Here is a 19,495-nt window from a genome sequence, read left to right as displayed (position 1 = left end):
AAAATGAAAAACATTTTAAAAATAACTATAGCATTGGCTTTTATTTTTAGTTTATCATCTTGTTGGGGTGATAAAACAAAACCAAACTATCAATATATGCCAGATATGTATAAGTCTGTTGGTTACGAAACTTATACTCAAAATCCAAACTATGCAAATGGAATTACAGCACAAACTCCTGTTGAAGGAACCATTGCTCGCGGTCAAGTACCTTTTGATTATCCAAATACAAATGAAGGATATGAAGCTGCTAAGTTGGAATCTAAAAATCCATTAGAAGTTAATGAAGCTAATTTAGCTAATGGAAAAAAAATGTATGACATCTATTGTATTTCTTGTCATGGTAAACAAGGAGCCGGAGATGGAGTATTAGTACAACGTGAGAAATTTTTAGGAGTACCTAATTATAAAGATAGAGAAATTACAGAAGGTAGTATTCATTATGTAATTATGTATGGAAGAAATATGATGGGTTCACACGCATCTCAATTAACAGCAGAAGAACGCTGGCAGGTAACAATGTACGTTCAACAGCTTAGAAATGAATTATTAAAATAACACTTTTACTAAGATAGAATTTAAAAATATGTATACCTTTTCAAGTAAATTAAAAACATTTTCATTCGCCTTAATTATTATAGGACTGTTAGGTGTTGCTTACGGTTTTTTATCTACGCCAAGTTCAGTAGAAGATGTTAAAGTTATGCTACAAGAAAGTCATAATAATCATGGAGAAGTTGTTACTACACATCAAAGTGATGAGAATGCTGTAGTAGAGTCACATGATGTAGCACATTCTGATGATGCACATGCTGAGCATATATTTCATTTATTAAAAAACAAACCTTGGTCAGCTTTATATGTTGCATTATTTTTCTTTTTCATGTTATCATTGGCAACATTAGCATTTTATGCCATCCAACATGCAGCACAAGCAGGATGGTCAGTAGTATTGTTTAGGGTTATGGAAGCAATTACAGCTTATTTACCGGTTGGTGGAATTTTGTTATTTGTTTTCTTTGTACTTTCTTCTATGCATTTTAATCATTTGTTTGTTTGGATGGACCCTGAAGTTGTAGCTCATGATGAATTAATTCAAAATAAAAGTGGTTATTTAAATGTACCCTTCTTTTTAATAAGAGCAGCTATTTATATAGTTGGTTGGACTTTGTATAGACAAAATGCACGTAAATTAACATTGGCACAAGACGAAGCTTCAGATATAAGTAATTATACAAAATTATTTAAACGTTCAGCAGCATTTTTGGTATTCTTTTTAGTAACTGAATCTATGATGTCTTGGGATTGGATTATGTCATTAGACCCACATTGGTTTAGTACTTTATTTGGATGGTATGTATTTGCAAGTATGATAGTTTCAGCAATTACAACAATAGCATTGGTATCAATTTATTTGAAAGGAAAAGGGTATTTGGAATTTGTAAATGACAGTCACTTGCACGATTTAGCTAAATTTATGTTCGGATTTAGTATTTTTTGGACATATTTATGGTTTTCTCAATTTATGCTAATTTGGTATGCTGATATGCCTGAAGAAGTAACCTATTTTGTTTCGAGGTTTAATGAGTATAAAATACCATTTTTAGGTATGCTTGCACTAAACTTTGTGTTTCCACTATTAGTTTTAATGAATAGTGATTACAAAAGAGTTCCATGGTTTATTGTAACTACAGGTATTGTTATTTTGATAGGACATTATGTAGATATTTTTGTAATGATTATGCCTGCAACAGTAGGAGATCAATGGTTTTTTGGAATACCGGAGATAAGTTCAATTTTACTAATATTGGGTATCTTTATTTATGTTGTATTTACAGCTTTATCTAAAGCACCGTTATTAGCAAAAGGAAATCCATTTATAAAAGAAAGTGAGCATTTTCACTATTAAATAAAAAAATAAAATAGAAAGGAATCCTGAATTCTAATTATTCAGGATTTTTTTTATATTTGGCAACACTAACACTAACTAAAAAAAATGACAGCATTACTTTATGTTATACTGGCAATTGTTATTGCCGTAGCTATATGGCAAGTAGCTAGCATCTTAAACTTAAAAAGCGTAATAGCTACAAATAAAGACAATAATACACAAGGAATTTTATTTGCAGTTTTTGGAGTACTCTTTTATGGGTTTATGATATTTTGTTTTGTAAAATATTCTCCAATATTATTACCCGAATCAGCTTCAGTTGAAGGAGAAAAGTACGATACTTTGTACTTAATAACAATGTTATTAATACTTTTTGTACAAGCAGTTACCCAATTTTTACTATTCTTTTTTGCATTTAAATACAGAGGGAAAAAAGGAAGTAAAGCACTATTTTATGCTGATAGTCATAAATTAGAAATGATATGGACTATTATTCCTACGGTTGTTCTAGCAGGTTTAGTATTATACGGTCTTACAGTTTGGAATGACGTAATGGATTCTTCAGATGCTGAAAATCCTTTAATTGTAGAAGTATATGCAAAACAGTTTCAATGGGAAGCACGTTATGCAGGAGCCGATAATGAATTGGGAAGAGCAAATGTTCGCAATATTAAAGGAATCAATACAATGGGTGTTGATATGACTGATAAAAACGCTATTGATGATATTCCTGTAAGAGAACTACACTTGCCAAAAGGGCGTAAAGTAATTTTTAAATTTCGTTCGCAAGATGTACTGCATTCTGCATTTATGCCTCATTTTAGAGCTCAAATGAACTGTGTGCCTGGTATGGTAACAGAATTTTCCTTTACTCCTAAAATGACTACTGAAGAAATGAGAGCTAATGAAGCAACAATTGCTAAAGTAGAAGGAATTAACAAAATAAGAGCCGAAAAAGGAGAAGACCCTTATGAGTTTGATTATCTATTATTATGCAATAAAATTTGTGGTTCGTCTCATTACAATATGCAAATGAAAATTATTGTAGAAGAAGAAGCTGATTTTAATAATTGGCTAAACAATCAAAAAACAATAGCTCAGGTAATTAATTAATAAACAAACTACTACACTACTAATTAAAAAATAGATTATGTCAGATCATCATCATAAAGAAACATTTATAACAAAATACGTTTTTAGTACTGATCATAAAATGATTTCTAAACAGTACTTGGTTACTGGTATTTTTATGGGAGTTATAGGGGTGTTTATGTCTATGTTATTCCGTTTACAAATTGCTTGGCCAGATAAATCATTTAGTATAATTGAAGCATTTTTAGGTCATCATCAAGATGGAGGTGTAATGTCACCTGATATTTACCTTGCTATAGTAACTATTCATGGTACTATAATGGTATTTTTTGTACTAACTGCCGGATTAAGCGGTACATTTAGTAATTTATTAATTCCATTACAAATTGGTGCGCGTGATATGGCCTCCGGATTTTTAAATATGGTGTCGTATTGGTTATTCTTTTTATCAAGTGTAATCATGGTAATTTCACTTTTTGTTGAGGCCGGACCAGCAGCAGCAGGTTGGACAATTTACCCACCATTAAGTGCATTACCGCAAGCAATACCAGGTTCAGGTATGGGTATGACACTTTGGTTAATTTCAATGGCAATATTTATAGCTTCTTCATTATTAGGATCGTTAAATTACATAGTTACGGTACTTAATTTAAGAACTGTTGGAATGAAAATGACTAGATTACCTTTAACAATTTGGGCGTTCTTTGTAACAGCTATTATTGGTGTGGTTTCATTTCCGGTTTTATTATCTGCAGCTTTATTATTGATTTTCGACAGAAGTTTTGGAACATCATTTTATTTATCTGATATATTTATTCAAGGAGAAGTTTTACATTATCAAGGTGGTTCACCGGTATTGTTTGAACATTTATTCTGGTTCTTAGGTCACCCTGAAGTTTATATTGTGTTATTGCCGGCATTAGGTATTACTTCTGAAATTATTTCAACAAACTCCAGAAAACCTATTTTTGGCTATAGAGCTATGATTGGCTCAATTATAGCAATTGCATTTTTATCTACTATTGTTTGGGGACATCATATGTTCGTGTCAGGGATGAACCCGTTTTTAGGTTCAGTATTCACATTTACAACCTTATTAATTGCAATACCTTCAGCAGTAAAAGCTTTTAATTATATAACAACACTTTGGAAAGGAAATTTACAAATGAATCCGGCAATGCTGTTTTCAATTGGGTTGGTTTCTACATTTATTTCGGGAGGATTAACTGGATTGGTATTAGGTGATAGTGCTTTAGATATTAATGTACACGATACGTATTTTGTAATTGCGCATTTTCACTTAGTAATGGGTGTATCTGCAATTTATGGTATGTTTGCCGGTGTATATCATTGGTTTCCTAAAATGTATGGTAGAATGATGAATAAAACATTAGGATATTGGCATTTTTGGATTACAGCAATTGCAGCATACGGAGTTTTCTTCCCAATGCACTTCATTGGGTTAGCTGGTTTACCGCGTAGATATTATGCAAACACTGCTTTTCCATTGTTTGATGATGTTGCGGATATAAATATTGTGATTACTCTTTTTGCTATTATGGGAGGTGCAGCACAACTAATTTTCTTAGCTAATTTCTTTATTAGTATTTATAAAGGGAAAAAAGCCGAACAAAATCCTTGGAAATCTAATACTTTAGAATGGACAACTCCTGTTGAGCATGTTCACGGAAATTGGCCAGGCGAAATTCCTCATGTTCACCGTTGGGCTTATGATTATAGTAAACCAGGGTTAGAGCACGATTTTGTTTCTCAAAATACACCTTTATTTGATGGTGAGGAGCCTTCATAATATAGAATTATAAATATTTGAAAACCTTTCTGATTTTTTAGAAAGGTTTTTTTATTTCTGCTATCTTTGTTTTTATGAACGAAAACTTAAATCCTGATAAATCTAATTTTACTCCAGATGATTTGGATGTTGAAAAAAAATTACGTCCTTTAAGTTTTGATGATTTTACCGGACAAGAACAGGTTTTAGAAAACTTAAAAGTTTTTGTTGAAGCTGCTAATTTAAGAAAGGAAGCTTTAGATCATACTTTGTTTCATGGTCCTCCAGGACTTGGAAAAACTACTTTAGCACACATACTTGCGAACGAACTAAATGTTGGAATAAAAATAACTTCCGGACCGGTTTTAGATAAACCCGGAGACTTAGCAGGTTTGTTAACCAATTTAAGTGAACGTGACGTTTTATTTATAGATGAAATTCATAGGTTGAGCCCAATTGTTGAAGAATATTTATACTCTGCAATGGAAGATTACCGAATTGATATTATGATAGAGTCTGGTCCTAACGCAAGAACAGTTCAAATTGATTTAGAGCCTTTTACCTTAATTGGAGCCACTACACGTTCAGGATTGTTAACAGCACCTATGAGAGCACGATTTGGTATAAGCAGTAGGTTACAGTACTATAATACAGAATTGTTAACTACCATAGTGCAAAGAAGCGCAAACATTTTAAAAGTACCAATATCTATGGAAGCTGCTATTGAAATTGCAGGGAGAAGTAGAGGAACACCTCGTATTGCAAATGCTTTACTTAGACGAGTTAGAGATTTTGCCCAAATTAAAGGTGATGGAAATATTTCTATTGAAATTGCTAAATATGCTTTAAATGCTTTACATGTTGATGCACATGGTTTAGATGAAATGGACAATAAAATTCTAACAACTATTATTGATAAGTTTAAAGGAGGTCCTGTAGGTATTAGTACACTTTCAACTGCAGTTGGTGAAAATGCCGAAACTATTGAAGAAGTTTATGAACCTTTTTTAATTCAAGAAGGTTTTATAATGAGAACACCCAGAGGGCGTGAGGTAACTGAACTTGCTTACAAGCATTTAGGCAGAGTTAAAGGTGCTAATCAAGGAGAATTATTTTAAATAATTGTGTGATTCAGATCACAAAATTAAATAAATATCACTGTATTTTTGCGTTATTAAAGTACTTCAAACTTAGTTTATGAGTTTAAAAAAAATATTTCCTTTTTTAGTTTGGTTACCTTTAATAAAAGATAATTGGAAAGATGATTTAGTAGCTGGTTTAACAGGTACAATAATTGTGATACCTCAGGCAGTAGCCTTTGCAATGATTGCCGGTTTGCCTCCTATTTATGGATTTTATACAGCAATGATAACTCCAATTGTTGCAGCTCTTTTTGGATCATCCTATCACTTAATATCAGGCCCTACAACAACAAGTTCAATTGTTGTTTTTGCAACTATAAGCAAATTTGTAAATCCGGAATCTGATCTAGAATCATTCATATCCTTAGCAATAATATTGTCATTTATGGCAGGTGTTTTTAAGTTTATAATGGGATTAGCAAAAATGGGCAAATTGGTTAATTTTGTTTCTAACTCTGTTGTTATCGGGTTTTCTGCAGGTGCCGGTATTTTAATAGCTTTTAAACAATTAAAATATGTTTTTGGAATCAATGTTCCTTTGGGTAGTTCATTTTATGAAATAATCACCTATATAGTATTGCATATTGGTGAAACTAATCTTTATATTTTAGGAGTTGCACTTAGTACTTTATTAATAGCATTATTAATTAAACGATATATCAAATTTTTAGCAAGATTATACATGCTAATTGCTATGATTTTAGGAAGTTTTTTAGCAATTTTATTTGGAGGAGAAGCTAACGGAATTGAAACAGTTGGAAAGGTTCCATCACATTTACCACCGTTTAATGTTCCTGATTTTAATTTTGAAGATATGAGAATGTTAACATCAGGCGCAATTATATTGGCAATTTTAGGTTTGGTAGAAGCCATTTCAATTGCAAGAGCAGTCGCTTTGCATTCTCATCAAAAATTAGACAATAATCAGGAATTCATAGGTCAAGGGTTATCTAATATTATTTCCAGCTTTTTTTCATCGTATGCAAGTTCCGGATCTTTTACACGTTCAGGAGTAAATTATCAGGCAGGAGCTAAAACGCCTTTATCAGCAATCATATCGGCAATAGGATTAATGTTAGTTGTACTGTTTTTTGCCAAATATGCATCATTTTTACCTAAACCTGCAATGGGAGGTATTATTTTATTAGTAGGTTATAATTTAATAGATTTTCAACATATAAAACAAATAATTAAAAGTAGTAATAGAGAACTGATTGTTTTTAGCGTTACACTATTAGGAACTTTATTTTTAGAGCTGGAAACGGCTTTATTTACAGGAATTTTAATTTCATTATTTTTCTATTTAGAAAGAACATCAAAACCTAATATTGCAATACTGGGTTTAAATTCACAAAAAAGACTTATAAATTTAATTAGAGATAATGAAGCGTTAGAATGTTCTAATTTAAAGATAATAAGAATTGATGGTTCTCTGTATTTTGGATCTATTGAAAAAATTTCAAATTACATATCAAGCCTATATGATGAAAATGAAATACATTACCTTTTAATTTCTGCAGAAGGAATTAACTTTATCGATTTAGCAGCGGCAGAATGGCTTACTCATGAAATTTTAAAATGGAAACAACGTGGTGGAGGTATTTATTTTTCAGGATTAAAAATGGTTAGTCAAGATGTATTAACCAAAGGTGGTTTTGTTGAAAAAATAGGGCAGGATTGTTTTTTTAAAGACAATAAAACAGCTATCGGGCAGATTCATAAAAAAATTGATAAACCTTGTAAAATTAAAGTGTTTGACGAGTGTAAAATAATACAGGAAGTATAATACTTTTAATGTAAAATAGAATATTGAATGAATTTAAAACATATATTTCCAATATTAGAATGGTTGCCAAACTATAAAAAGGATTGGCTAAGAGGTGATATAAGCGCAGGATTAACAGTTGGAGTTATGCTAATACCACAAGGTATTGCGTATGCTATGATTGCAGGTTTACCTCCAATTTATGGATTATATACAGCAATGATACCTCAAATTGTTTATGCTATTTTTGGAACATCACGCCAGTTGTCTGTTGGGCCAGTAGCAATGGATTCTCTTATTGTAGCTTCGGGTGTTGCAACTTTAGCTAAAATTGGTACCGATCATTTTATTGAATTTGCTATACTTCTAGCATTTATAATGGGAGTATTACAGGTATTATTTGGTGTTTTTAAATTAGGTTTTTTAGTTAATTTTTTATCAAGGCCTGTTATAAGTGGTTTTACTTCAGCAGCAGCTTTAATTATAGGTTTAAATCAATTAAAAAATTTGTCGGGAATTAATATTCAAAGAAATAATAAAATTCAAAATTTACTTTTTGATGCGTATGAGCATATAAATGAGATAGAATGGAAAACTTTGATAATAGGGGTAATATCTATACTTATTTTAGTTTTTTTTAAACGTTTAACAAAAAAAATTCCTGCAGCTTTGGTTGTTGTTGTTCTAGGAATAGTATCTGTTTTGGTTTTTGATTTAAATAAAATTGGCGTTGAAATTGTTGGAGATATTCCTAAAGGATTGCCAGGTTTTAAAATTCCTGAATTTGAAATCAAAACACTTGTAGATTTATTTCCAATTGCATTAACGTTGGCATTTATTGCTTTTTTAGAAGCAATATCTGTGGCAAAAGCTATTGAAACCAAACATACAGATTATAAAGTATTACCAAACAAAGAATTAATAGCAATAGGTATGGGAAATATTGTTGGCTCCTTTTTTCAAACATATCCGGCTACAGGAGGATTATCTAGAACAGCAGTAAACGATCAAATAGGTGCTAAAACGCCTATGGCAGCTATCATATCAGGATTAATTGTAGGGCTTACATTACTTTTTTTAACTCCTGTTTTTTATTATTTACCTAAAGCAGTACTGGCTGCAATAATTATTGTTGCAGTTTTTGGCTTGTTAGATTTTAAAGTACCCAAACAACTTTTAAGGTATTCTAAAAGCGAATTAGTAATTTTAAATATTACATTGTTAATTACTGCAACTATTGGAATAAAAGAAGGTATATTTACAGGTATTGTATTATCCGTTGCAATGTTAATATACCAGAGTACCAAACCTCATATAGCTATTTTAGGTAAAGTGCCGGATACGCATTTTTATAGAAATGTAAAAAGATTTGAAGGTTTATTACAGGTTAAAGATGAAATTTTAATTGTTCGATTTGATGCGCAGTTGTATTTTGCCAATATTTCATTTTTTAAAGATAAATTAGAAGAATTCGTTATAAATAAAGGCGGTAGACTTAAATTAATTATTATTGATGGTGAAAGTATAAATAGTATTGATAGTTCTGGTATATATATGCTCAATGAAATAATAAGCAAATATAAGTCAGTGGGAATTGATATTGCTTTTACAGGAATGAAAGGTCCGGTAAGAGATGTGTTGGAAAAAAGTGGTATCATGAAAAAAATTAGTTACGAAAATTGTTTTATGAGCATTCAGGAAGCTGTTGATTCCTTTGAATATAATCTAACAAATAAAGAGATAGAAAGAAAATATTTTGAATATATCAAACAAACTAACAAATAGTTAAAATTTTCAAAATAATTAATTTTATGTGACTTTTGTCACAAATAAAAAAAATGATTCTTGTATTTTGGTATTCTACTAATTTATGTTTAATCAAATTAAAATCAGATAATTATGAAAGTTGAACAATTGTTTACAGGCTGCTTGGCAGAAATGGCTTACTATTTACACTCTAATGGTGAAGCAGCTATAATTGATCCTTTAAGAGAAACTGAACCATATATAGAAATGGCTAAAGCAGATGGAGCTAAAATAAAATATGTTTTTTTAACTCACTTTCATGCCGATTTTGTATCTGGTCAGGTTGATTTAGCAAAAAAAACAGGAGCTACTATAGTTTTTGGACCTAATGCAAATCCGCATTACGATATACATCAAGGTAAAGATGGAGAAACTTTTAAAATTGGAGATATAACCCTTAAGTTATTACACACTCCGGGACATACTATGGAATCTTCATCATATTTATTTATAGATAAAGAAGGTAATACACCATATGTTTTTACCGGTGATTGTTTGTTTATAGGTGATGTTGGAAGACCCGATTTGGCAGCAAAATCAGATCTAACTCAAGATGATTTGGCAGGTCATTTATTCGATTCTTTGCGAAATAAAATTATGACCTTACCTGATGATACTATTGTGTATCCAAATCATGGAGCAGGATCAGCATGTGGAAAAAATATGAGCTCTGATACTTTTGATACTTTAGGAAATCAAAAGAAAACAAATTATGCTTTAAGAGCTGATATGACTAAAGAAGAATTTATTAAAGAGGTTACTACAGGTTTAAAACAACCACCACAATATTTTCCTAATAATGTTAAAATGAATAAAGGAATCAATACAAGTATTGATGAAATTTTACATAGAGGAACAACTCCAATTGATGCTGATACTTTTAAAGAGATGAGCGAACAAGAAGATATTTTAGTAATAGATACTCGTTCAAAAGAATTATATGCTGAAGAAGGAACAGTTCCGGGAGCTTGGTATATAGGTGTAGACGGAAATTTTGCACCATGGGTTGGTGCACTTGTAACTAATATTGACCAAAAGATAATTTTTATTGCAGAAGGAGGAAGAGAGCATGAAGTTGTTACACGGTTTTCTCGTGTTGGATACGATAATACGTTAGGTTACTTAAGAGGAGGTATACACGCATGGTTAGCCGCAGGGCATCCTGTAAGTAAAATTGGATCTATTTCAGCAATACAATTTGCAAATAAATTAAAAGAAGGTAAAATTGAACACGCATTGGATGTTAGAAAAGAATCAGAATATTTATCAGAGCATGTTGTAGGCGTTGAAAATTTTCCATTAGATTTTATACATACTAATTTTGCAGAAATTAAACCGGATAAAGAATATATTTTACATTGTGCTAGTGGTTATCGTTCGTTAATAGCAGCGTCAATATTTCAAGCGAATGGTGTTAAAAATGTGACCGATGTTAGAGGTGGTTTTAATGATATTAAAGATAGCGGTGTTAGATTAACCGATTATGTTTGTCCAACAACTTTATTATAAGGTTGTTACTATTTTTTAAAGTGATATTTTTATACATGAAAGGGAGTTTTTTTAACTCCCTTTCATAATTTATAAAAGTAACTTTGGTTACTGCAAAGTTTTAATTGTAACTTTACTTTTGTGAAAAATCAAAAACATATGAAAATTAAAATTAAGCTTTCTTTTTTGCTGTTTATAAGTGTGTTAGCCGTAAGTTGTAACAATGCACAACAATCTAAATTGATTGAAGAAGGTGTGGTTAAAATTGTGACACCTGTAGAGTTTAAAGAAAAATCAACTAATCAACTAATAGTGGATATTAGAACTCCAAGAGAATTTGTTCAAGGACATATAGAAGGAGCTATTAATATAAATTATTTTGATAAAAATTTCTCAGAACAATTCTCCAAATTTGATACAAGTAAACCTGTTTTTATTTATTGTAAATCAGGTAATAGAACATCATCTGCATCAACAAAAATTTCAAATCTAGGGTTTACTCAAATTTACGATTTACAAGGCGGCGTAAATAATTGGATTAAAAATAGAAATCAAATAATAAAATAATGATGATAAAGAAAATTTTAGTACTAGTAGTAATTTTTAGTTTTTTTGCTTGTAGTAAATCACTTTCGGAAAAAGAAAAGCAAGAATATACGGCTAAAGGAAAAGAAATTGCACAAGCTTCTTTTAATGCTTTAAGTAGCGAGTTAACCAAACAAATGAAATTAGGAGGTCCTAAGCAAGCAATTCCTTTTTGTAATGTACAGGCAATGCCTATTACAAATCAATTATCAGAAACTCATAACGTTTCTATCAAAAGAACTACTGATAAATTAAGAAACGCTGCAAATAAACCTACTGTGCGTGAATTAGAACTTATACACAGGTATAAAAATTCAGAAGAAATGCAACATGCTCCTGTTGTAGAAAAAGATGACAATAATAAAATACATTTTTATGCACCAATTATTATTAAAGATAAATGTTTGGTTTGTCATGGAAAGCTTGGTGAAGAATTAAATGTAAAAACAGACTCAATTATTAAAACATTATATCCAAACGATATAGCTATAGGGTATAGTGAAGGTGATCTTAGAGGGATTTGGAGTATTGAATTTGAAAAAAATAAAATATGGCAAAAGTAGTAGTTTTAGGTGCCGGAATTTCAGGACATACTGCAGTTTCTTATTTAAGCAGACACCTTAAAAAAGGTCATGAAGTGGTTATGGTTTCGCCAAACAGTAATTATCAATGGGTACCTTCAAATATTTGGGTTGGTGTTGGATTAATGACACCGGATCAGGTTAAATTTAAACTAGCTCCTGTTTATAAAAAAATGGGTGTAGATTATAAACAAGCATTGGCTGTTTCTATACATCCTGAAGGTAATTCTCAAAATGAAAAAGGTTTTGTAAAAATTAAGTACGTATCAGAAGAAGATAATGGCAAAGAAGAAATAGTTACATATGATTATTTGGTAAATGCCACAGGACCAAAATTAAATTTTGAAGCAACAGAGGGTTTAGGACCTAAAAAATTCACACAATCGGTTTGTACGTATGATCATGCTGAACACGCTTGGGGTAAACTTCAAGAAGCTTTTGATAAATTAGAGAAAGGTGAACGACAAACTTTTTTAATTGGTACCGGTCATGCTATGGCTACTTGTCAAGGTGCGGCTTTTGAATATATTTTAAATATTGCTTTTGAGCTTAAAAAAAGAAAACTGATACATTTAGCAGATTTATGGTGGATTACCAATGAATATGAAATTGGCGATTTTGGTATGGGCGGAGCTTATGTAAAAAGAAATGGTTATATAACACCAACTAAAATTTTTGCTGAATCTATTTTAAGAGAATATGGTGTGCGCTGGATAAAAAGAGCAGGTGTTTATAAAGTTGAAGAAGGAAAAGTTTTTTATGAAAATTTAGAAGGAGAAAAATTAACGAAAGAATTTGATTTTGCAATGTTAATTCCCGGTTTTGCCGGTGCAGGTTTAAAAGCTTTTGATAAAGAAGATAATGACATCAGTTCAAAAGTTTTTGCGGCTAATGGAATGACAAAAGTTGATGCGGATTATTCACCTAAAAAATATGAAGATTGGAAGGCTGAAGATTGGCCTTTGATTTATCAAAGTCCGGTATATGAAAATATTTATGCACCGGGTATTGCTTTTGCACCACCACATGGAATTTCAAAACCAATGGAAAGTCCCAATGGAACAAAAATATTCCCAACACCTCCAAGAACAGGAATGCCATCGGGAGTGATTGGTAAAATTGTAGCTCAAAATATTATTCATAGAATAAAAACCGGTAAAGATGAACATCCTCATCAAGCTTCTATGACAAAAATGGGAGCCGCTTGTATTGTTTCTGCAGGATATGGATTGTTTAAAGGACAAGCAGCGGTAATGACAGTAAACCCAATAGTTCAAGATTGGGAAAAATATCCGGAATGGGGAAGAAACATAAACGATACTGTAGGTGTTGTAGGTACAGCCGGACATTGGATGAAATTATTTATGCATTATATGTTTTTATACAAAGCAAAAGCTAAACCTTTTTGGTGGCTAATACCTGAATAAAAAAGCGTAAATAGTTGTTTTAACAAAAAAAATAAAAATGGAAAATAATACAAACAAAACATTAGCTTATAGTAATATGTCTTTTGCTACTCAACCAACTAAATTGGTGCTTTTTATGAGGTCATGTTTTTTATACCAAATATTCAATTTTTTTAAATTGAATTTAAAAGTAATGAGAATTGTAGTTAAAGGACATTCTTAATACGATACCTTATTTTTTTGTAAATTCGTTGTATAATTTGAAAATATGACGAATACATTTTATATAAAAAATATGGTTTGTCCACGCTGTATTGAGAGTGTAGGAGAAGTTTTTTCAGATTTAAATATTGAAATAAGTACCATTGAATTAGGAAAAGTAACTACAATTACTGAAGTTGGTGATGCTAAAAAAAAGCAGCTGGGAGAAAAACTGACCTCACGCGGTTTTGAATTACTTCAAGATAAAAATTCAAAAATAATCAGTCAAATTAAGGCGATTATTATTGAGCAAATTCATTATAAAAGCGAAGAATTAAATGTGAATTTTTCAACACTTTTATCGGATAAATTACATCACGATTATTCTTCTTTAAGCAAATTGTTTTCATCTGTTGAAAGTATTACTATTGAGCGATTCATCATCAAACAAAAAATTGAGCACGTAAAAGAATTATTGTTTTATAAACAATTAACTCTGTCTGAAATAGCTTTTCAAATAGGGTACAGCAGTGTTGCACACCTTTCTTCTCAATTTAAAAAAGAAACAGGAATGTCTCCTACCGAATTTAAAAAATTGCGAAACCCTAATTTAAAATCCTTAGATTCAATTTAAAGATTCAAATTCCGAGGTATAAAATAGTATTCTTTTGTCTATATTTATTCTTGCTATAAATACAAAATTAATAGAAACGCATAATGAAACTAGGAATTTTAGATCAGTCAATTATACATCACAATCAAACTTCCCAACAAGCAATTGAGGAAACGGTAAAAACCATCAAACTTGCAGAAAGGTTAGGTTATCATCGTTTTTGGGTGTCAGAACATCATAATTCACTTATTATTGCAGGCACTTCTCCGGAAATTCTTATTGCAAATTTAGCAACACAAACAACACACATTAGGATAGGTTCAGGAGGTGTTATGTTACCAAATCACAGCGAGTTTAAAGTTGCAGAGAATTTTAGAATGTTGGAAACATTGTATCCCGGAAGAATAGATTTAGGAATTGGAAGAGCTCCGGGAGGAGATCGTGTAACCGCTTCTATATTAAATCCTTCTAATCAATTTTTAGAAAAAGATTACCTACGACAGCTAGAGTATTTGCAACATTTTTTTAATGATACTGCTGGAACAAAACAAGGGAGAATTATTGCAATGCCACAATCTTTAAACGCTCCTGAGCAATGGATGTTGAGTTCTAGTGGAGGCAGTAGTTCAAATGCTGCGAAATTTGGAATGGGCTTAGGAGTTGCTAAATTTATTAATGGAAATGTAAACCCTTCAATTGTAGAAACCTATAAAAGAGAATTTATTCCATCAGAACAATTTGAAAAGCCTAAAGTAATTTTAGCAGTTATGGTGCTTTGTGGAGAAACACAAGAAATTGCAAATCAAATGCTTAAATATGTAAATTTTGTGTTTTTACAAATGGCTAAAGGAAACTTTAATATGATGTATGACATTAATACGGTTATGAATTATGAATTTACAGGCATTGACATGCAAATTATCAGAAATAATAGTGGAAGGATAGTTTCAGGAACCAAAGATGAAGTTAAAAAACAATTAGATGATTTAGTAGATGCTTTTGAAGCAGATGAAATAATGACTACCAATATGGCCGGTCAATTAGAATACAGATTAAAATCCTTTGAGTTGTTGGCTGAGATATATAATTAATGAGTTCAGTTGTTTTAATTCCATAATCTTATAAATAATTACAAGAATTATGTAATAGAAAGTGTTAGTTTCGTACTTATTTTTGTAGTAGAAATATTCAATTATGGAAAAAGCAATAATCTCAAATGATACTATCAGCACTGTTAATGAAAGTTATAAGGTAACAGGTATGACTTGCGCTGCCTGTGCTATTAGTGTTGAATCGTATCTAAAACCATTGGAAGGTATTGCCAAAGTTTCTGTAAATTATCCGGATCAATCGGTAACTATTGCCCACGACAGTAGTTTAATTTCAATAGAGACAATTAGAGAAAAAGTTAATGAAATTGGGTATGATATTTTAACCGGCGATGCCAAAGAAACTGAAAAAGAATTTGAAGAAATAGAAGTAAAAAGGCTCTCAACACTTAAATCTAAATTAATTTTTGCGGCTGTATTTTCAATTCCTGTTTTTGTAATTGCCATGTTTTTAAAAGGAAAATTACCTTTTGAAAATTGGATAATGCTAATACTTTCAATTCCTGTGATATTTTGGAGTGGTTCTGAATTTTTTGTAATTGCATGGAAGCGTTTCAAACATTTTTCAGCAAATATGGATACACTTGTAGCACTAAGTACAGGTGTTGCTTTTTTATTCAGTCTATTTAATACGGTAAATCCACAGTATTTTTTAAGCAAAGGGTTAACACCACACGTGTATTATGAATCTGCTGTAATGATTATCACTTTTATACTTTTAGGTCGTTATTTTGAAGAAAAAGCGAAAAGTAAAACATCTTCAGCCATTAAAAAACTCATGGGTTTAAAACCTAAACAAGTAACGGCTATTAGAAATGGAGAAGAAGTAATTATTTCTTATGATGAAATTTTAAAAGGGGAAATGATTGTTTTAAAACCGGGAGATAGAGTTGCAGTAGATGGTAAAGTTAAAAGAGGCGTTTCTTTTATTGATGAAAGTATGATTACAGGAGAGCCCATACCTGTTGAGAAAACAAAAGGAAGTAAGGTTTTTGCCGGAACCATAAATCAAAAAGGGTCTTTAAAAATTATAGCAACTGAAATAGGAAATAATACGCTGCTTTCACACATCATTCAGTTGGTAAAACAAGCGCAATCAAGTAAACCTAAAATTCAGAAATTGGCAGATAAAGTTGCGGGTATTTTTGTTCCTGTTGTTATTTTAATCTCCTTAACAGCCTTTGGAATTTGGTATTTTTTAGGGCCAAACCCTTCTTTTACCTATGCAATTCTTATTTTAATTACGGTTTTAATTATTGCGTGTCCGTGTGCTTTGGGTTTAGCAACACCAACAGCATTAATGGTTGGAATTGGGAAAGGTGCCGAACAAGGAATTTTAATAAAAGATGCTCAAGTTTTAGAAACAGCTTATAAAGTAGATACGTTGATATTAGATAAAACAGGAACTATTACTGAAGGAAAACCGGAAGTTACAGATGTAATTTGGGAAGAAAACGTCGATGCTTCACTTTTTGAGAAAAAATTAGCTGCTATAGAATCTCAATCTGAACATCCTATTGCAGAGTCAATTGTAAATTATTTAAAACAATTAAAAACAGAAGTTATTTCTACGGATTCATTTGAAAGTATTACCGGAAAAGGAGCTAAATCTATCATTGATAACATAGAACATTTTGTTGGAAATGAAAGTTTAATGAAAGAAAATCATATTGAAATTTCAAATGAATTATCTCAAAAAGCTGCAAATTTAAAAGCAGAAGCAAAAACCGTTGTTTATTTTAGTGTTGGTGCTAAAGTTGAAGGAATTATTGCTGTTGCCGATAAAGTAAAAGAAAGTGCTATTTCGGCATTACAAAATATTCAACAAATGGGTATTGAAGTTTATATGCTTACAGGAGATAATGAGCAAACAGCCAAAGTAATTTCTGATCAAGTTGGAATCAAACATTTTAAGGCAAATTTAATGCCTGCGGATAAAGGGAATTTTGTAAAAGAATTGCAACAACAAGGAAAAGTAGTGGCAATGGCAGGAGATGGAATTAATGATTCTCACGCATTGGCACAGGCCGATGTTGGTATAGCAATGGGAAGTGGAACAGATATTGCAATGGAAAGTGCCGGAATTACATTAATGAATTCCGATTTAAGTCAAATTTCAAAAGCGATTATGCTTTCTAAATTAACAATGAAAACCATTAAACAAAATTTGTTTTGGGCTTTTATTTACAATACTATTGCAATTCCAATTGCCGCTGGTGTATTGTATCCCGCTTTTGGTTTTCTTTTAAATCCAATGGTTGCAGGTGCGGCAATGTCTATGAGTTCTATTTCGGTAGTTTCAAATAGTTTACGATTAAAAAAACGTTCAATAAATTAAAAATATAGAGTTATGATAACAGTAAAATATAAAACAAACATCAATTGTTCAAATTGTATAAAGTCTGTAACACCGTTTTTAAATGAGTTAGATAATGTGGATACTTGGAAAGTTAATACCGAAAATCCTGATAAAATTTTGGAAGTTAGTTTAGATGATGAAGAAAAAGAACTTGTAGTTGATGCTGTAAAAAAAGCAGGTTTTAAAATTGAAGAAATTTAGTAGTTAATTTTTCTCTAACGAAGGATATTTATAATGACTTAAATATGATTTAATGTGATATATATCACATTAAATCATATTTTTTTTCATATTTTTTTGCGTTTAAAATATAATTAAACAAAAATATGATATTAAAACATTTTCAAATTCTTGTAATTGGAGGAGGTACTGCAGGAATTATGGTTTCTTCAATGCTAAAAAGAAAAAAATCATCTTTAAATATAGGGCTAATTGAACCAGCGGAAAAGCATTATTATCAACCAGCATGGACATTAGTAGGTGCTAATACGTATAATTTTGAAAATACAGTAAAACCAATGGCTTCAGTAATTCCAAAAGGAGTTGAATGGATTAAAGAATTTGCTGATAAATTTGAACCCGAAAATAATACAGTGATAACTAAAGAAGGAAATGAATTTACGTATGATTATTTGGTGGTTTCGCCCGGTTTAAAAATTGCACCAGAATTGGTTGAAGGTTTGCAAGAAGCAATGGATAAGGGTGTTGTTTGCAGTAATTATACAAACCCTGCCCATACATGGGAAACATTGAAAAAATTTAAAGGAGGCACCGCGCTTTTTACACAGCCTGCTACCCCAATTAAATGTGGAGGGGCGCCACAAAAAATAATGTATTTAGCCGATGAACATTTTAGAAAGACACATCTAAGAGAACATACAGATATTGTTTTTGCCTTGCCGGGAGGGTCTATTTTTGGAGTGAAAGTTATTGCCGACACCCTAATGGATGTAATTGGTAAGAAAGATATTAATGTTCGATTTTTTCATAAGTTGGTTAAAGTTGATGCTGATAAAAAAATAGCTTGGTATGCAATTGAGAAAGATTTATCTTCTGGAGGTTGTGTTACGTTAGCTGATGGTGATGAAGCTTCTTTAGATAAGGATATTCAGTACAATTATAAAGATGTAAAGGTTAGTATTAAAGGAGATTTATATGGTATTCATTTTGATATGATGCATTTGGCTCCACCTCAAAGTGCACCTGATTTTATTAGAAATTCATCATTAGCTTCAGAAACAGGATGGGTTGATGTAAATAGTAAAACAATGCAACATGCTAAATTTTCAAATGTATTTAGTTTGGGTGATGTCTCAAACCTTCCAACTTCTAAAACAGGTGCTGCTATTAGAAAACAAGCGCCAATAGTGGTTGCTAATATTTTAAAATTAATTAAAAATAATATACTGTCTACAAAAGAATATACAGGATATACATCATGTCCTTTAGTAACAGGTTACGGTAAAATGGTTTTGGCAGAATTTGATTATGAGAAAGTTTTTCAACCCGACCCTAAATTAAAGCAATTTCCATTAATGGTTGGAGATTCTTCTAAAGAACATTGGAGATTATGGATTCTTAAAAAATACTTATTGCCTTATTTATATTGGAATAAAATGATGAAAGGTATTGAAGTTTAAAAAAAACGAGGCTTAAACTTAAGCCTCG

General features: G+C 31.1%; 16 protein-coding genes. All 16 read left to right on the top strand.

Features of this window, described 5'->3' with window-relative positions:
* The first annotated feature begins 3 nt into the window (after positions 1-3).
* The gene (locus tag HGB55_RS04660) at positions 4-558 is read left to right on the top strand and encodes a cytochrome c (RefSeq protein WP_168815114.1); all 555 of its coding nucleotides are present in this window, start codon (positions 4-6) and stop codon (positions 556-558) included.
* Between the two features lie 28 nt (positions 559-586).
* Positions 587-1,909: a quinol:cytochrome C oxidoreductase gene (locus HGB55_RS04655; protein ID WP_168815112.1), complete on the top strand. Its 1,323-nt coding sequence runs from the start codon at positions 587-589 to the stop codon at positions 1,907-1,909.
* Positions 1,910-1,996: 87 nt separating this feature from the next.
* The gene (locus tag HGB55_RS04650) at positions 1,997-3,004 is read left to right on the top strand and encodes a cytochrome c oxidase subunit II (RefSeq protein ID WP_168815110.1); all 1,008 of its coding nucleotides are present in this window, start codon (positions 1,997-1,999) and stop codon (positions 3,002-3,004) included.
* A gap of 37 nt (positions 3,005-3,041) precedes the next feature.
* A complete protein-coding gene (locus tag HGB55_RS04645) occupies positions 3,042-4,793 on the top strand; it encodes a cbb3-type cytochrome c oxidase subunit I (RefSeq protein WP_168815108.1) in 1,752 nt (583 codons plus the stop codon).
* A gap of 74 nt (positions 4,794-4,867) precedes the next feature.
* Positions 4,868-5,890 (top strand): Holliday junction branch migration DNA helicase RuvB, encoded by a 1,023-nt coding sequence (gene ruvB, locus HGB55_RS04640; RefSeq protein WP_168815106.1) that lies wholly within the window; start codon positions 4,868-4,870, stop codon positions 5,888-5,890.
* A gap of 79 nt (positions 5,891-5,969) precedes the next feature.
* Positions 5,970-7,700: a SulP family inorganic anion transporter gene (locus tag HGB55_RS04635; RefSeq protein WP_168815104.1), complete on the top strand. Its 1,731-nt coding sequence runs from the start codon at positions 5,970-5,972 to the stop codon at positions 7,698-7,700.
* Between the two features lie 27 nt (positions 7,701-7,727).
* On the top strand, positions 7,728-9,464 hold the full coding sequence (locus HGB55_RS04630) for a SulP family inorganic anion transporter (protein WP_168815102.1): 1,737 nt from the start codon (positions 7,728-7,730) through the stop codon (positions 9,462-9,464).
* Between the two features lie 114 nt (positions 9,465-9,578).
* Complete coding sequence (locus HGB55_RS04625) at positions 9,579-10,994, top strand: rhodanese-like domain-containing protein (RefSeq protein ID WP_168815100.1); 1,416 nt, start codon at positions 9,579-9,581, stop codon at positions 10,992-10,994.
* 138 nt (positions 10,995-11,132) lie between these two features.
* A complete protein-coding gene (locus HGB55_RS04620) occupies positions 11,133-11,540 on the top strand; it encodes a rhodanese-like domain-containing protein (protein ID WP_168815098.1) in 408 nt (135 codons plus the stop codon).
* A complete protein-coding gene (locus HGB55_RS04615; RefSeq protein ID WP_168815097.1) occupies positions 11,540-12,121 on the top strand; it encodes a DUF3365 domain-containing protein in 582 nt (193 codons plus the stop codon). Before HGB55_RS04620 ends, HGB55_RS04615 begins: the two co-directional genes overlap by 1 nt.
* Positions 12,109-13,566 (top strand): NAD(P)/FAD-dependent oxidoreductase, encoded by a 1,458-nt coding sequence (locus HGB55_RS04610; protein ID WP_168815095.1) that lies wholly within the window; start codon positions 12,109-12,111, stop codon positions 13,564-13,566. Before HGB55_RS04615 ends, HGB55_RS04610 begins: the two co-directional genes overlap by 13 nt.
* Positions 13,567-13,813: 247 nt before the next feature.
* Positions 13,814-14,380 (top strand): AraC family transcriptional regulator, encoded by a 567-nt coding sequence (locus HGB55_RS04605; RefSeq protein WP_168815093.1) that lies wholly within the window; start codon positions 13,814-13,816, stop codon positions 14,378-14,380.
* An 83-nt stretch (positions 14,381-14,463) separates the two neighbouring features.
* Positions 14,464-15,450, top strand: coding sequence for an LLM class flavin-dependent oxidoreductase (locus tag HGB55_RS04600; protein WP_168815091.1), 987 nt, complete (start codon positions 14,464-14,466; stop codon positions 15,448-15,450).
* A gap of 103 nt (positions 15,451-15,553) precedes the next feature.
* A complete protein-coding gene (locus HGB55_RS04595; protein ID WP_168815089.1) occupies positions 15,554-17,806 on the top strand; it encodes a cation-translocating P-type ATPase in 2,253 nt (750 codons plus the stop codon).
* A gap of 12 nt (positions 17,807-17,818) precedes the next feature.
* On the top strand, positions 17,819-18,028 hold the full coding sequence (locus HGB55_RS04590; RefSeq protein ID WP_168815087.1) for a heavy-metal-associated domain-containing protein: 210 nt from the start codon (positions 17,819-17,821) through the stop codon (positions 18,026-18,028).
* Positions 18,029-18,156: 128 nt separating this feature from the next.
* Positions 18,157-19,467 carry an FAD/NAD(P)-binding oxidoreductase gene (locus HGB55_RS04585; RefSeq protein ID WP_371807803.1) on the top strand — a complete coding sequence of 437 codons (1,311 nt, stop codon included), beginning with the start codon at positions 18,157-18,159 and terminating at the stop codon, positions 19,465-19,467.
* Positions 19,468-19,495 lie beyond the last annotated feature (28 nt).

This window comes from Lutibacter sp. B1, from assembly GCF_012524075.1.
Taxonomy (GTDB): domain Bacteria; phylum Bacteroidota; class Bacteroidia; order Flavobacteriales; family Flavobacteriaceae; genus Lutibacter.
The sequence above is the reverse complement of the archived record's forward strand: the minus strand, read 5'-3'. Positions and strand labels throughout refer to the sequence as shown.